The sequence below is a fragment of the Lentzea indica genome, from assembly GCF_012184385.1.
Taxonomy (GTDB): Bacteria; Actinomycetota; Actinomycetes; order Mycobacteriales; family Pseudonocardiaceae; genus Lentzea; species Lentzea indica.
Genome location: NZ_VSRL01000225.1, coordinates 1 through 14,723 on the forward strand (window position 1 = coordinate 1; position 14,723 = coordinate 14,723).

Annotated in this window: 12 protein-coding genes and 1 pseudogene; 8 read left to right on the plus strand and 5 right to left on the minus strand. The window is 69.5% G+C overall.

Annotated elements, in window-relative coordinates; translation table 11 throughout:
• Positions 1-463 (minus strand): helix-turn-helix domain-containing protein (locus FXN61_RS38215; protein ID WP_167978789.1); only part of this gene is annotated, 463 nt, incomplete at its 3' end.
• A gap of 195 nt (positions 464-658) precedes the next feature.
• On the opposite strand from FXN61_RS38215, the gene FXN61_RS38220 reads away from it, so the two are divergent.
• Positions 659-1,642, plus strand: a complete 984-nt coding sequence (locus FXN61_RS38220; RefSeq protein WP_167978790.1) for a glycosyltransferase family 87 protein — start codon at positions 659-661, stop codon at positions 1,640-1,642.
• A 22-nt stretch (positions 1,643-1,664) separates the two neighbouring features.
• On the opposite strand, the gene FXN61_RS38225 is transcribed toward FXN61_RS38220, so the two are convergent.
• Together FXN61_RS38225 and FXN61_RS38230 are read right to left on the minus strand one after the other, a co-directional pair.
• Entirely contained in the window at positions 1,665-3,221 is a 1,557-nt protein-coding gene (locus FXN61_RS38225; RefSeq protein WP_167978788.1) for a DUF3376 domain-containing protein, read from the minus strand.
• A complete protein-coding gene (locus FXN61_RS38230) occupies positions 3,218-4,771 on the minus strand; it encodes a patatin-like protein (RefSeq protein ID WP_167978791.1) in 1,554 nt (517 codons plus the stop codon). The genes FXN61_RS38225 and FXN61_RS38230 overlap by 4 nt, the downstream gene beginning before the upstream one ends.
• A gap of 188 nt (positions 4,772-4,959) precedes the next feature.
• Between FXN61_RS38230 and FXN61_RS38235 the strand changes: the two genes are divergently transcribed.
• From FXN61_RS38235 to FXN61_RS38250, 4 genes are all read left to right on the plus strand, one after another.
• Positions 4,960-6,861 (plus strand): DUF8189 domain-containing protein, encoded by a 1,902-nt coding sequence (locus FXN61_RS38235; RefSeq protein ID WP_167978792.1) that lies wholly within the window; start codon positions 4,960-4,962, stop codon positions 6,859-6,861.
• A gap of 148 nt (positions 6,862-7,009) precedes the next feature.
• Entirely contained in the window at positions 7,010-8,314 is a 1,305-nt protein-coding gene (locus FXN61_RS38240) for an MFS transporter (protein WP_312878321.1), read from the plus strand.
• A gap of 100 nt (positions 8,315-8,414) precedes the next feature.
• Positions 8,415-9,179, plus strand: coding sequence for an isocitrate lyase/PEP mutase family protein (locus FXN61_RS38245; RefSeq protein ID WP_167978793.1), 765 nt, complete (start codon positions 8,415-8,417; stop codon positions 9,177-9,179).
• A 315-nt stretch (positions 9,180-9,494) separates the two neighbouring features.
• Positions 9,495-10,544, plus strand: a complete 1,050-nt coding sequence (locus tag FXN61_RS38250; protein ID WP_167978794.1) for an RNA polymerase subunit sigma-70 — start codon at positions 9,495-9,497, stop codon at positions 10,542-10,544.
• Here FXN61_RS38250 and FXN61_RS38255 read toward each other — a convergent pair.
• Positions 10,541-11,971, minus strand: a complete 1,431-nt coding sequence (locus tag FXN61_RS38255) for a PucR family transcriptional regulator (RefSeq protein WP_312878322.1) — start codon at positions 11,969-11,971, stop codon at positions 10,541-10,543. The genes FXN61_RS38250 and FXN61_RS38255 overlap by 4 nt on opposite strands.
• A 397-nt stretch (positions 11,972-12,368) precedes the next feature.
• Between FXN61_RS38255 and FXN61_RS38260 the strand changes: the two genes are divergently transcribed.
• Positions 12,369-13,628 (plus strand): aspartate aminotransferase family protein, encoded by a 1,260-nt coding sequence (locus tag FXN61_RS38260; RefSeq protein ID WP_167978795.1) that lies wholly within the window; start codon positions 12,369-12,371, stop codon positions 13,626-13,628.
• 44 nt (positions 13,629-13,672) lie between these two features.
• Positions 13,673-14,080: pseudogene (locus tag FXN61_RS56670) on the plus strand (FAD-binding oxidoreductase); the annotation flags it as partial.
• 33 nt (positions 14,081-14,113) lie between these two features.
• Here FXN61_RS56670 and FXN61_RS54820 read toward each other — a convergent pair.
• Positions 14,114-14,245: a hypothetical protein gene (locus FXN61_RS54820; RefSeq protein ID WP_281360807.1), complete on the minus strand. Its 132-nt coding sequence runs from the start codon at positions 14,243-14,245 to the stop codon at positions 14,114-14,116.
• A 157-nt stretch (positions 14,246-14,402) separates the two neighbouring features.
• Here FXN61_RS54820 and FXN61_RS53365 point away from each other — a divergent pair.
• Positions 14,403-14,723: FAD-linked oxidase C-terminal domain-containing protein (locus tag FXN61_RS53365; protein WP_281360808.1), on the plus strand; the 321-nt coding region annotated here is incomplete at its 3' end.

The window sequence follows — 14,723 nt, forward strand, 5'->3', positions numbered from 1 at the left end:
CGTCGGCGAACCGGGCGCCCAGCCGGTGCCCGGCGTCGACAGCGAGCGCGGTCTTGCCGGCACCGGGCGCGCCGTTGATCACCGCGATCTGCAGCCGTGACGACGACGAGGCGTCGCCGGCGAACCCGTCCAGGACCCGCCGCTCGGCCTCCCGGCCGGTGAGCTCGATGAGCACCGGCGGCAGCGAGCAGGACGGCACGACTGGTGTCTCCGGCCTGTCCTGCGCCGCCGAGACCCGGCTCGCGCGGGCGAGCGCGGTGAACTCCGCGGCCTCCTCGTCCCGCAGCCCGAGCCCGCGCACGAGCAGCTGCACGGTCCGGAACTGAGGGCTGAGCGTGCGGCCGCGTTCCATGTCGCTGATCGCCCGCGTGCTCAATCCCGTGTGCTCCGCCAGTTCTTCCTGTGTCAGCGGAACACGTGACCGGTAGAAGCGGAGAAAGTCCCCGAACGCCGTTGTGCTCACTCTCGCGTCCCCTCGTCGCTCAAGTGCAGTATGCGTATAAAGAGACGCACGGCGCGGTGTGTCGTTGCTGGCAAGAGCACTTCTGCCGGTGGTTCTGCCGGTTGTTCAGCAAGGTGAACAGCTTTGTCCGTCACTAATTTCGAAAGCGTGTCCCTCGCTTCACCAATGCGGACGACCGGCGAAGTTCCGCACAAAATGATTCGTCTTGCAAAAAGCCGCTGGGTTGTCGGTCCGCTGTGGCTGGCCGCGCTCGTGGGGCTGCTGATCTCGTGGTCCGGCCACTATCCGATCGACCTGGACGTGTACCGCCTCGGCGGCCGCGCCTGGCTGGACGGGACCGGGCTGTACACCGGTTTCACCGGGCCGCCGCTCGACCCGGATCTCCCTTTCACCTACCCGCCGATCGCGGCGGTGCTGTTCAGCGGGCTGAGCATCGTGCCGCAGTGGTTGCAGAACCCGCTCGTGGTGGCGCTCGGCTTCGTCGCGCTGACCGCGGTGTGCGTCGCGGTGACCGGCAAGGTGCGCCCCGGTCTCGGGTGGACGCTCGGCCCGGTGGCCGCGATCGTCGCGCCGGCGCTGGACCCGGTGTGGATGACGTACGGCTACGGCCAGGTCAACCTGTTCCTGCTGGCCATGGTGGTGATCGACTGCCTGCTGGTGACGGACCGGCGCTGGCGTGGTGTCCTGGTCGGTGTCGCGGCGGCGATCAAGCTGACGCCCGCGATCTTCGTGCTCTACTTCCTGGTCAAACGCGACCGGCGGGCCGCGATCACCTCGATGGTCACGTTCGCGGGCCTGGTGGTGGCGGGTTTCCTCGCCACGCCGAGGGACTCGGTGCAGTACTGGTTCCACTCACTGCTGAACCCCGACCGGATCGGCGACATGTCGTTGTCGACGAACCAGTCGATCCGGGGCCTCCTGCGCGGCCTGGGCCTCGAACAGGGCACCGAAACGCTGCTGTGGGTGTCGCTGGCCGCTGTGGTGGTGGCCGTCGCGGTGTTCGTGGCACGGCGCACGCACGACGACCTCGTCGCGCTGTCGTCGTCGCCACCGCCGGACTGCTGGCGTCGCCTGTGTCCTGGTTGCACCACTGGGTGTGGTGTGTGCCCGTGCTGGTGTTCCTCGCCGTGCGCGGCAACGCGTGGCCAGCGTCCGTCGCTGTGTTCCTGGTGTTCGTGACGCGGCTGCACAAGTACGACACCTACGTCTGGCTGGCGACAGCGGCGCTGGGCGTGCTCGCGGTGCGCGCGGCCGGGAACCACCGCGTGAGCAGGACGGTCTCCACCGCGAGCGCTCCGTACATGGCCAGCGCCGCGACGACTCCGTTGAGGGGTTCGGAGGACAACCAGATCACCGCACCCACAACCACACCCGCGAAGAGTCCGGACGCCATCCCGATGGCGAGAGATCTCCACGCCTCGGTGACACTCCACAACGAGGTCACCACCGCGACACCCGTCAGCGCCATGACGACCAGCGGTCTCAACCACGTCAGCTCGGCACCGAAGCGCAACCAGAGGTAGGCGCCGCCGGCCGCCACACCCACGGTGAACAGTCCGCGCAGCAACGTGAGCACAGTGGTTCGGACATTCTTCTTCGGCCACCAGCGCAGGAGCGCGCACGCCGCCGCGACTCCCGCACCGAGCACCACGAGGAGGTGGCCCGGCCAGCTGAACCGTGCGTCCGTTGCCACCGTGAGGGTGATCCAGCCCAGTGCGGCCGCCACCATGCTCGGGACCGGCGCCAGGAAGCCGACCAGGATCGGTGGCAGCACAAGAGGTTTCAGCACCGCGAACGCGCCTGCCCAGAGCTTGCCGACCGGTTGCACCGCCCGCCAGGCGACGAGTCCGAGTCGCATGGCGGTCCGCCGCAGCGACGACCTGGTGAGCAGGTCAGCGACCGACTCCTTGCCCACCGTCAGAAGAACGTCCTTGTCGTCCTGCGTAAACGTCTCGGATTTCGCGCTCTCATCAAGGTCTGGCAGTGGATTGCCATCGACACTTTTCGCTTGCAGGGTCATAAGCAGCGGTACTTCCTGAAGGACTATGTTCCACTGCAGCCACCGCTTGAGCAGGCGGGCCACCGCGTCACCGCAGAGGTCGTCCTCCGGCAGGGACTCTCCGATCAGTGCCTTCAGCCTGGGATCGACACCCACCAGGTCGGTGCGCAGGAGCTCCAGTTCGTCCCGCAGGTCGGTGGAGCCGAATCCATCCCGCTCTGCCACGACGTCGACGAGCGCTGACGCCGCGTCCATGCGGCCCCAGGTCCAGTCGTTCAGTCTCCACCGGGCCGACAGGAAGCTGGCGAAGTTCATCAGGGTGTTGCCGCTCAGCTTCGCGTTCACCCTCTCCTTCGTCTCGGTGGGCAGGCCAGGGAAGATCGCGTTGTCTGCCGCAGCGTTGATCGTGTGCAGGCGAATGTGGGTCGACTCCGCGAGTGGATCCGGTCGCAGTGGGCCGAGCACGTGCTCGGCATGCGTGAGCACCCGGATTACGGTCTCCCTGTCCTGTGCCTCGGTCAAGGCTCGGAATCCCGGCGTGACGGCGCGCGCGTCCGTCAGCGCCTTGCGGATGAGGAGGCACTGTTCCGCGACGTGCTCCCAGATGATCGCCGTGAGCGACCCGGAAGACGGGGCGGCGGCAGGCTCTTCTTTGCGGGTTGCCCTCTCCGCGATCGCCGCCAGGTTGTCCACGGCGAGGTCTTTGAGTCCGCCTTCGAGCTCGACGATCCTCCGCAGCCATCGGTCCGCGGTCGTCACCCATTCGCCCACGTCGGTTGAGGAGGGATCTCCGGTTCGCAAGAGCAGTCGATCGCGACACGCGACGAGAACCTCGCAGGCGAACCTGGCCTCGTACAGCTTCCTTCGTGGTTCTTCGAGCGTGGAGAGCGACGCGCCCAGTTGTGCCTCAGCGGCCCGGATCCAGTCCAGCGCCAGGGCGACGCCCGAGCGGCGGCCGAAAGTGACCGGAACGAGGATCCGGTGCCCACAAGAGACGAATCCACCGTGCCGCGCAGTGCGGTGAGCAGCGGCCATGATTCGTCGCCGGAGAACTTGCCCGTGTCCGGAATCGGCAGCGGATCCGGTCCGACCAACGAGATCGGATCCTCTATCAATCGCGTGAGGCGGTCGGCCTCGACGCAGGCCACCGCACTGGCGTAGCGCTTCCTGTCCACGCCGGGCAGAGCGGCGCAGCTCGGGTCACCAGGTATGCCGGCTGTTGTGCCGTGGAGTTTCTGCGCCGTCGTCCAGGCTTCGCGCAGCGCGGTCGCGTCCTCCAGCAGGGACTCGCTGTTCGCCTTGGCCTGCACCAGTGCGCGGATGACGCCGGCCAGCCGTGTCAGCGAGCGTTCCTCCTCCTTGGGCGGTTCAGGCAGCGTGGCCGGCACCGGCTCGAGGTAGAGCAACCACCGGTCGACGGCTTGGTCAGCGGGTGCGTCGGCGATCGCCCTGATCGCCCATGCCAGCGGGACGTTGTCCAGAATGCCGCCGTCCATCAGCTGCACACAGCGTTGGGAACCGGAGTCCGGCAAGCACGTTTCGCTGATGAGGCCGTAGAAGTTGTGCTCGCCCGAACCGTTGACCACTTCGATCTCGGCGGGTTCGAACGCGGCAGGGAAGGACGACGTTGTGCGCGCCGCGTAGGCGAGGCGGCTCAGTGCCTGGTTGCGGTCGGACTCTTCGTCGGGGAAATCGGTGAAAGTGTTCGTTGTTCCGCTCTCGTGGTGGCGGAACACAAGGTGCGCGCGCGACCAGTTGACCAGCATCGGGGTGCCGGTCGACGTGCGGAGGTATTCGTTGCGCGGATAGAGCCGGGTCGCCGTCAGGATGAGCCGCAGCAACCGCGGACGCCTGGCCTTCTGCTCCGCATCCGACTTCGGTACCAATCTGCGCAGTTGCTTGTAGACCTTGTCGTAGAACCCATCGGTTCCCAGCAGCAACGAGTCGGGTTCCTTGTCGTCGGGTTTACGAGTGAGGCCTTCGAGGTCTCCCAGTTGCAGCCAGATGTCCCGGATTTGGCTGTCGAAAGGCGTGCCGTACATGAGATGCGTGGCGAACAGCACGCCGTTGAGCCCGCCTGCGCTGGTCCCGGTGAGGATGTCGACCGTCACGGTCTCGTAGCCGCAACGCCTCAGGAGGAACTCGTAGATCTTCTTTTGGACAACGTCGCACTTGTCCATCGGCTTTTCTGAGGATCGGGCGGCGAGCAAGGCGGCGATCTCGCGGCACGCTCCGCCCATCCAGACGGCGAGGCTGACACCACCTCGCATGCAAAGGGCGAGGCGAAGCTCCTGCGCTCGTAGTCCCATTGGTTCCTCCACGCCTCGGTGGATGCATCGTCCGGGTGCATGGGAGTCGTCCGAATGTCCGTCGGGGTTACTGGGCTTCACCTGAACGGCCCATCGATTGCGAAGTCGTATCGGTGCGCAACTGCGCTGTGTAACAAAGATTCATTGGCGACCGAAGTCCGGGCATCAGGAGACCGCGGAGGCCGTCCATGCCCAAGATCAGCAGACGCACGGTCCTCAAGGCCGGCACCGCCGCCGCCGCGGTGACGGCCTTCGGAGCCAACGCCGCTACGGCGCACGCCGCGCCGACGGGGGCGAGCTTCGTGCAGATCATCGCGCACTCGGACGACGACCTGCTGTTCATCAACCCGGACATCCAGCCGGCGATCCTGTCGGGGTGTCCGGTGAGGACGATCATGCTCACCGCGGACGAGTACAACGGCACCAGCAACCTGACCCGCGAGCAGCTGTCCGCCGAGCTGCACAAGGGTCAGCGCAACGCCTACGCGTCCCTCGCGGGCGTGCCGAGCCAGTGGACGCGCACGGCGATGGTCGTCGCGGGCAAAACCGTCGAGGTCAACACCCTCGACGGCAGGCCGACCGTGCAGCTGGTCTACCTGAACCTGCCGGACGGCGGTGACGACCTGCACGAGGACGCGACGAAGAGGCTGTGGGACAGCGCCACGTACTCCACCAGCACGATCGTCCCGACCGGCAGCCCGGCCAACCGCGTGCAGACCTACCGGCAGGCCGACGTGGTCAACGTCCTGGTGGGCCTGCTGCAGCAGTTCCAGGCGACCGTCGTCCGCTGCCAGGACCCGTTCCCCGACGACGTCCGCTACGCGGCCGGCATGCCGGACCACCTGGACCACATCCACTCGGCGAAGTTCGCGCAGAAGGCCGTGAAGGCCTACAAGGGCCCGACCGGGCGCCAGTTCGCGCTGCTGGTCCGCTACCGCTGCTACAACACGCGCCAGGCACCGGTGAACGTGCCGGCCGCGCTGCGCACGCCGAAGACCAACGCGTACAACCAGTACAAACAGATGGACCCGCTGAGCGGTGACGTGTTCGACGTGAACCTGTCCCGCTGCTACGAGCGCTGGCCGGTCGCACCCCAGTGGGCCACGATCGACAGCGCGGGCACCGTCCACGCGTTCGTCGCCGCGGGTGACTCGCTGATGTGGTGGCGCCAGCCGAACGGCGGCGCGTGGGCGGGTCCCACCACCCTGCTGGCCGGCTCGTTCGCACCGGGTGTCGCGGTGGCCATGCGCGGTGACAACCGCCTGCAGCTCGCCGTGCTCGACCTGGACACCGCCGCGATCCGCACCTGCACGCAGACCGCCGCCGGCGCGCATAGCTTCGGCACGTGGACGTCCCTCGGCAACCCCAACAACTCCTCACCCGCCTACCAGACGCCGGTCCTGGCCGTCTCGAACGGGTCGCTGGAGCTGTACGTGGTCAACCGCAGCGGAACGCTGGGCAACAAGTGGCAGGAGGGCACCGGTTTCAGCGGCTGGGTCACCGCGACCGGCGGCAACGGCAAGGCGATGTCCCAGCCGTCCGCGATCACCGCGCCCGGCGGGCGCATGCACGTCTTCGCCGATGGCAACGGCAGGGCGTTCCACTGGTACCAGAACGTCGGTGGCACAACGATCTACCAGGCGCTGACGACCGGCGCGCAAAGCTCCGCCTCCATCGGAACGGCGCTGGACGCCAACCGGGTCCGGATCTTCACCCGCCGGCACAACGACGGTTCCGTCGGCACGCTGCGCGAAATGACGGCGAACGGCTCGTGGGAGACGACGCTGGTGAACATCGGCGGCATGGGCGGTCTGGGACCGGTCGCCGCGGTGACCGCCGGTGGCAGGACGCTGGCGTTCGCGCGCAACAACGCCTACGGCCTGAGCCTGGCGCGCCAGGACGCGGCCGGTGGCTTCGGGCCGTGGCAGGACCTCGGTGGCTACCTCGAGGTCGGCCCGTCGGCCGTGGTGGACGCGCAGGGCCTCGTGCGGGTGTTCGCCCTCGGTGCCGACATGCGCCTGCGCCAGCGCGTGCAGACGGCTCCCGGTCCGGACGCGCCGTTCGCCGACTGGCAGCAGGCGGGAAGCTGACACTCCCACGGCGAGCAGGTCCAGCGCAGGCTCCGGTACCCGGCGCGCGTTGAGCACCTCGCCGCGTCGTTCTCCGATTCCTTGTGCGGTCGCCCGGTGTCCATATCTCCGAAGAGGGTCGGAGACAGGACAGCCAGGGGAGACGGACGTGTTCACAAGTGTTGGGACGGCAGACCTGCCGGTGGTCGAGGAGAGATCGCGGCGCACGTGGGTGCTCGTGATCACGTCGATCGCGTCGCTGATGGTCATCCTCGACGCGCTGGTCGTGGCGACCGCCATGACGGCGATCAGAACGGACCTCGGTGCGTCGATCACCGAGCTGGAGTGGACGGTCAACGCTTACGGGCTGAGCTTCGCCGTGCTGCTCATGACGGCTGCGGCCGCCGGTGACAGGTGGGGCCGGCGGCGGGTGTTCGCGGCCGGTGTGACGGTGTTCGCGGTGGCATCGCTGGTGTGTGCGGTCGCGCCGAACGTCGAGACGCTGGTCGCCGGGCGGATGGTCCAGGGTGCCGGTGCCGCGTTCATCATGCCGCTCGCCCTCGCGTTGCTGAGCGCCGCGTTCCCGCCCGAGCTCAGGCCCAGGGCACTCGGGGTCTTCGCGAGCGTGAGCGGGGTGGCCGTACCGCTGGGGCCGCTGGTCGGCGGTGCCGTGGTGGCGGGGGTCTCCTGGCCGTGGATCTTCTGGATCAACGTTCCGCTGGGGGCGGTGCTGCTCTACCTCGCCCTGACGCGGATCGAGGAGAGCCGTGGACCGGATCGCGCCATCGACGTTCCAGGGCTGGTGCTGGCGGGCGTCGGCACGTTCGGGCTCATGTGGGCGCTGATCCAGGGCAACACAGCGGGCTGGGCCGCCGCGGAGGTGGTGGGATCCGCCGTGGCGGGGCTGGTGGCGATCGGGATGTTCGTCGGCTGGCAGCGCCGGGCGGCGCATCCGATGCTTCCGTTGCACCTGTTCCGTTCCCGCAGGTTCGCTGCCGCCAACGTCGTGATCTTCTTCCACTGGAGCTCCGCGTTCGGGGTGCTGTTCTTCATGGCCCAGTTCCTGCAGACGGGACTGGGGTACGGGCGCTGGCCGCGGGGCTGGCGCTGGCGCCGCTGGGGGCTGACCACGGTGCTCGTCCCGCAGTGGGGTGGGACGGTCGATCGGCCGGTTCGGCGAGCGGCCGTTCATCGTCGCGGGGCTCGGCCTGCACAGCCTTTCCATGGTGTGGATCGCCCTCGTCGCCGACCCCTCGGTCGGTTACCTGGCGCTCGTGGCACCGCTGGTGCTGTCCGGAACGGGCATCGCGATGTGCCTGCCCGCCGCGCAGAGCGCCGCGCTGACCTCGGTGGCGCCGCGGTTCCTCGGCAAGGCCTCCGGCGCCTTCATCTCCATGCGGCAGCTCGGCGGGGCGTTCGGCGTGGCGGTTCTGGTCGTCGGGTTCACCGCGGCCGGGAGCTACGCGTCGAGTGAGGCGTTCTCCCGCGGTTTCACCGCCGCCGTCCTGACCGGTGCAGGCCTCGCGGCAGTGGGTGCGCTGGCCGGATCCGTCATTCCACGAAAGGGGTAGTACATGTCCGAACTGAAGGCCCAGGCAGACCTGCTGCGCGAGCTGCACCACGGGAACATGCTCGTGTTGCCGAACGCGTGGGACGAGCCGAGCGCGGAACTCGTCGCCGAGACGGGTTTCCCGGTCGTGGCGACATCGAGCGCCGCTGTGGCGGACGCGCTCGGCCACGATGACGGCGAGAAGGCGCCCTGGCAGGAGATGTTCGCGGCCGTGGCCCGGATCGCCGCCGCCGTGCCCGTTCCGGTGACGGTGGACGCGGAGGCCGGCTACGGCCTGGCGGCGGACGAGTTCGTGTCCCGGCTGCTCGAGGCCGGCGCTGTCGGCTGCAACCTCGAAGACACCGATCATCGAGCGGGCGGCCTCCTGGACGCCGCGGCGCAGGCCGACCGGCTCGCCGGGGTGCGTGCGGCCGCCGATGCCTCCGGGGTCCCGATCGTGATCAACGCCAGGATCGACGTGTTCCTGCCGTCCAGCGGGATTCCCGAGCCCGATCGGCTGGACGAGGCGATCAAGCGGGCGAGTCTCTACCGGGACGCGGGCGTGGACTGCGTCTACCCGATCGGTGGGTCGACCCGCGAGAACCTCGAACGGCTGATCGCAGGGGGACCGGTCAACGGGAACACCACCGACTCGCTGGACCTGCAGGCGTTGAAGTCGCTGGGAGTGGCACGGGTGTCCTACGGTCCCCGTTTCTACCGAGGAGGAGGTCTGCCCGCCATGCGCGGAGCCCTTGAGCGGCTCGCCGCCGAGGTGAACCTCATGCGGTAGCGATTCCTTTTCCCGGCCGGAGGTGTCCAATGAAGAGTCGAGGACCTGCGACCAGGAGCGTGACGTGTCTGCTGAGGTGCTACGGGGAATGCTGGCCAGGGCGCCGGGCTTCAGCCCGGTGGTGAAGGCCCGCGCGGGAGGCCGGTCACGGCCGAGCGTGCCCAATCCCCATACTTGCTGGTGTGCGGGGCGAAGGACCAACACCGGAAGCCTCGAAACGTCACGACCGACACAGCGTGACAGCCGCCGCCGGGCGGGCGGAGACACAAAACGCCTGTGGAGACCAGGTAAGACCGAGCAGTTGGGCACAGGTCGATGAAGCAGGAAGCCATCGAGGTGCCGCGTGAGCGGCACGGACGAGAATCCGCGCCGCACACGGCGTGGAGCACGTCAACACCGTTGACCAGCGTGCGGCTGCACGACGAGTTCGGCCTGCTGCGCGACGGGCTGGTCACGCACTGCTATCAGATGACCGGCTCGTACCAGGACGCCGAGGACGTCGTCCAGGAGACGTACCTGCGGGCGGTGCGCGGCCTGGCGGGTTTCGAGGGACGTTCGTCGCTCAAGACCTGGCTCTACCGGATCGCGACCAACACCTGCATCACCGCGTTGACCCATCGAAGCCGGCGGGTGCTCCCCGCCGGCCTCGGCGCACCGGCGACCGACCCCGGCGTCCGCGTCTACACCGACGAGTCCATCGCCTGGCTCGAACCGTTGCCCGACGCCGTGCTGAACCACCGCAACGACGAGCCGGGCGAGACGGTGGTGATGCGGGAATCGGTACGGCTGGCGTTGATCGCGGCACTCCAGTACCTGCCGGTGCGGCAGCGTGCGGCGCTCCTGCTGCGGGAGGTTCTCTCGTGGTCCGCCGCCGAGATCGCGGAGACGCTCGACATCAGCGTTCCCGCCGTGAAGAGCCTTCTGCAACGGGCCCGCAGGCGACTCGACGAACTGGACCTGGCCGACCAACGGCTGGAGGCACCGGACCTGGAGCTCGAGCGTGCGCTGCTCGATCGCTACATCACCGCGTTCGAGGCGGGGGACTCCACCGCCATCCGCGCCGTCATCCACGACGACTTCAGCCTCGAAGCCGTGCCGCATCCCGTCTGGTTCAAGGGCGTGCACGTGTGCATTCCGTTCCTGGAACGCGGCTTCGCCTCCAACCGAGGGAACGTCCGGCTGCTGCCCACCCGCGCCAACGGCCAGCCCGCCATGGCCGGCTACCGCCGCGACGCCTCGGGTGAGCTGCGGGCGGACTGCCTGTGGGTGCTCACCGTCGTCGACGGCCGCTTCTCCCGCTCGACCAAGTTCGGGAATCCCGGCCTCGTCGCACTCGCCGGCATGCCCGATCGGCTCGCCGACTAGTCCTGCGTCCGGCTGAACGCCGAGCCGGGGTGGCTGCGGAGAACGTCGAGCGCGAGGAGGGCGACGTGCAGTTCAGTGCGTTGCTCGCCCACTTCGAGGTCGCGGTCGAGCAGACGTTCCAGCGTGTGCAGGCGTTCATAGAGCGTCTGCCGTGACAGGCCACTGCGGCGTGCGGCGATGGTCTTGTTGCCGGCGGCGTCGAGGTAGTGGCGCAGCGTTGGCAGCAGCTCGGTGCTGTGCCGTGCGTCGTGCTCGACCAGCCGACCGATCTGACGTTCGAGGTAGTTCTGGACGCGGACGTCGTCGCGCAGGGCGTGGAGCAGGTGCCGCAGGCCGATGTCGGACAGCTGGTGGTAGAGCTGGCCGGCGGACCCCGGCAGCACGGCATCGGCGACGTGTCCCGCCTCGCGGAACGAACGCGAGACGTGCGCGAGGTCCGAGACCTCGCATCCGACGCTCACCACCGCGCCGGCATCTCGCTCGCGCACGGCCCGGCTCAGTTGCTCCACTGTGGACTGCCAAGTTTGGCCGCGGCGCAAGGAGAGCAGGACACCGACCCGGTGCTCGGCGAGCGTGCCGACCAGACCCGTTCGTTCGAGTGACTGCGCAAGCAGGGTTTCGACGTCCGTCGCGTTGTGCGGGGTGTCGACCAGAACGGCGAGGAACGACGCGTCGCCGGTCGGCAGCCCGAGAGCGGCGGCGCGTGCCTGGGCCTCGGCGGGGGAGCGATGGCGTTGTTCGGCGATGTCGCGCAGGACGCTGCGGTGCGCACGGCGTTCCCACGCGGTGGAGTGGATGAGCCTGGCGATCGTCAGCGTCATCGCCGCGCGCTCGATCACGGTGACGTCCTCCGCAGTGGAAGCTTGTGCACCCGGCAGCATGACGACCCGGCCCCAGCGCTCGCCCTGGAACTCGACGGGTGTCGTCAACCAGCGTTCCTGCCCGAGGACCCCCGTGCGGTCCTCGACGGGGACGGCTCTCGACCGCGGTTCCCAGCCGGACAACGCCTCTTCCGCGTCCACACCGGCGGCTTCGCAGATCAGCGCCTGGTGGGCGAGGTTCTCCAGCACCACGGTGCGACGGCTCATCTCGGCCGCCGTCCGCACCACGTCCTCAGGGCCGGCGCCGCGCAACGTCAGAGCCGTGAAGGTCTCGTGGATCTGCTGGGTCCTGCGCAGAACCTCGGCCTGGTTGCCCAGGATCAGCGCGTGGACGACCTGGGTCACGTCCAGGAAGTTGACGTCCCTGGCCAGCGTGACCAGCGGCAGACCACGGGCACGGCACGCCCGGATCAGCGCATCGGGCGCTCGGTGGAACCGGCGGACGAGCTCGAGGACCAGCGCCGCGGCGCCCACGTCAGCGAGCTCGTCGACGTAGCGGCGCACCTGTGAGGTGTCGCTGGGCAGCGGCACGCCGGTGGTGAGCACGAGCTCGCCGCCCTTGAGGAACGACGCCGGGTCGTCAGCTCGGTGACGTGCACCCAGCGGACCTGCCGGTCCAGTCCTGGCCCACCGACCACGACCTCCGGCAGGCCCGCGGCCAGCACGGGCAGGGCCAGCACCTCCGCCACGGTGAGCCGGGCGGAGGCCGCGGGGTCTCGGTTCTCGGGCACGCCGCCACTTTGACAAGCGCCTCTCACCTGCGCAAGAGCGGACGGTGATGCCTCGTCCGGTCGTGGAGCGGCGAGTTCGCGGGCTCGCGGTTGACAAAACGTCCAAACAACGGCCCGGAGCCGGACAGAACACGCGTTGTCGGGGTGCCTGGCTCCGGCGACGCTCAGATGGCCGCAACACGAACGAATGACCACTCGGCCGGGAGATGACCATGACCGCACTGTCGCCCCACCTGCGCCAAGCCACCCCTGTCGTCGCGGTCCGCGGTGAGGGCGTCCACCTGTACGGCGAGGACGGCAGGCGGTACCTCGACTTCACCGCGGGCATCGGCGTCACGAGCACCGGCCACTGCCACCCCAAGGTGGTGGCCGCGGCCCAGGAGCAGGTCGCGACCCTGATCCACGGCCAGTACACGACGGTGATGCACCAGCCACTGCGCCGATTGGTCGGCAAGCTGGGCGAGGTGCTGCCGGAGGGTCTCGACAGCCTCTTCTTCGTCAACTCCGGCAGCGAGGCCGTGGAGGCGGCGCTGCGCCTCGCGCGGCAGGCCACCGGCAGGCCCAACGTCCTCGTCTGCCACGGCGGCTTCCACGGCCGAACGGTCGCCGCGGCCGCCATGACGACCTCCGGCACCCGGTTCCGGTCCGGCTTCTCCCCGTTGATGAGCGGGGTCGTGGTCACGCCGTTCCCGACGGCCTACCGCTACGGCTGGGACGAGGACACCGCGGTGCGGTTCGCCCTGCGGGAGCTGGACTACGTGCTGCAGACGGTCTCGTCGCCCGCCGACACGGCCGCGATCATCGTGGAGCCGGTGCTGGGCGAGGGCGGTTACGTGCCCGCGCCCCGCGCCTTCCTGGAAGGACTGCGCGAGCGCGCCGACCGGCACGGCTTCCTCGTGATCATGGACGAGGTGCAGACCGGCGTCGGGCGCACCGGCCGGTTCTGGGGCCACGAGCACTCCGGTGTCACGCCGGACATCCTCGTCACCGCCAAGGGCCTGGCCAGCGGCTTCACCCTGTCCGGCATCGCGGCGAGCGAGCAGCTGATGAGCAAGGCCTGGCCGGGCTCGCAGGGCGGCACCTACGGCGCGAACGCCGTGGCGTGCGCGGCCGCCGTCGCCACGCTGGAGGTCGTCGAGGAGGAGAAGCTCGTGCAGAACGCCGAGCTGATGGGCGCGCGGCTGCGGGCAGGCCTGGAGGCGGTCGCCGCCAGGACACCGGGCATCGGCGACGTGCGCGGCCTCGGGCTGATGCTCGCGACGGAGTTCGTCACCGAGGACGGCAGCCCCGACCCGGAGACCGCCGGCCGCGTCCAGCGCGCCGCCGTGGACCAGGGCCTGCTCCTGCTGCAGTGCGGTGCGTGGAACCAGGTCGTGCGGATGATCCCCGCCCTCGTGATCGACGAGAACGCCGTCGACGAAGGCCTGCGGGCGTGGTCCGCCGCCGTGGAAGCAGGGACGTCGGCACCATGACAGCCGACCCGCTGGTGCGCCTGCTCGCGAAGACCGCACCCGGCATGCGGGTGGAGGCCGAGGCCGGAGGAACCGCGCCTTACGCCTACGACGCCTCCAACTACCGGGTGGCGCCCCGCGCCGTGGCCTTCCCCCGTTCTCCCGAGGAGGTCTCCGCGGCGCTGCGGGCCTGCCGGGAGCTGGGTGTGCCGGTCACGGCGCGCGGTGGCGGCACGAGCATGGCGGGCAACGCCATCGGTCCCGGTCTCGTGCTCGAGTTCTCCCGCGGCATGAACCGCATCCTCGACGTCGACCCGCACGCCCGCACCGCGCGGGTCGAGCCCGGCGTCGTGCTGGACGACCTGCGGGACGCGGTCGCGCCGCACGGGCTCACCTTCGGCCCGGATCCGTCGTCACACAGCCGCTGCACGATCGGCGGCATGATCGGCAACGACGCGTGCGGCAACCGGTCCGTGCGGCACGGGCGCACCAGCAGCCACATCGAGTCACTGGAGATCGTCACGATCGACGGTCTGCACGCCGTTGCGGACCACACGGGACTGCGGTCGCTCGATGCCGCGGCGGCGGATCGGGTCGTCGCACTGGACGCCCGGCTCCGCCGGTTGATCGGCGACCACCTCGCGCCGATCCGCACCGAGCTGGGCCGCATCCCGCTGCCAGGTCTCCGGCTACCAGCTGCACCACCTCCTGCCGGAGAACGGGTTCGACCTCGCTCGCGCGCTCGTCGGCACCGAGGGCACGTGCGCCGTGGTGGTGGCGGCGACCGTGCGGCTCGTGACGACGGCACCCGCGGCGACGTTGCTGGCCCTGGGGTACGACGACGTCGTGGACGCCGCCGAGGACGTGCCGGAGATCCTGCGCTGGACGCCCACCGCGGTGGAGGGCATGGACGAAGCGATCGTCGCCACCATGCGCGCGCGGCGCGGCCCCGGCTCGGTCACCGGGCTGCCGGACGGCCACGCCTGGCTGTACGTCGAGCTGGACGGCGAGGACGAGGCCGAGGTCGCCGTCCGCGCGGGAGAGCTGCTCGACACGCTGAAGGCACGCGGCCGCATGCTCGACGGACGGGTCGTGGACAGCGAGGCCAGCGGCGTT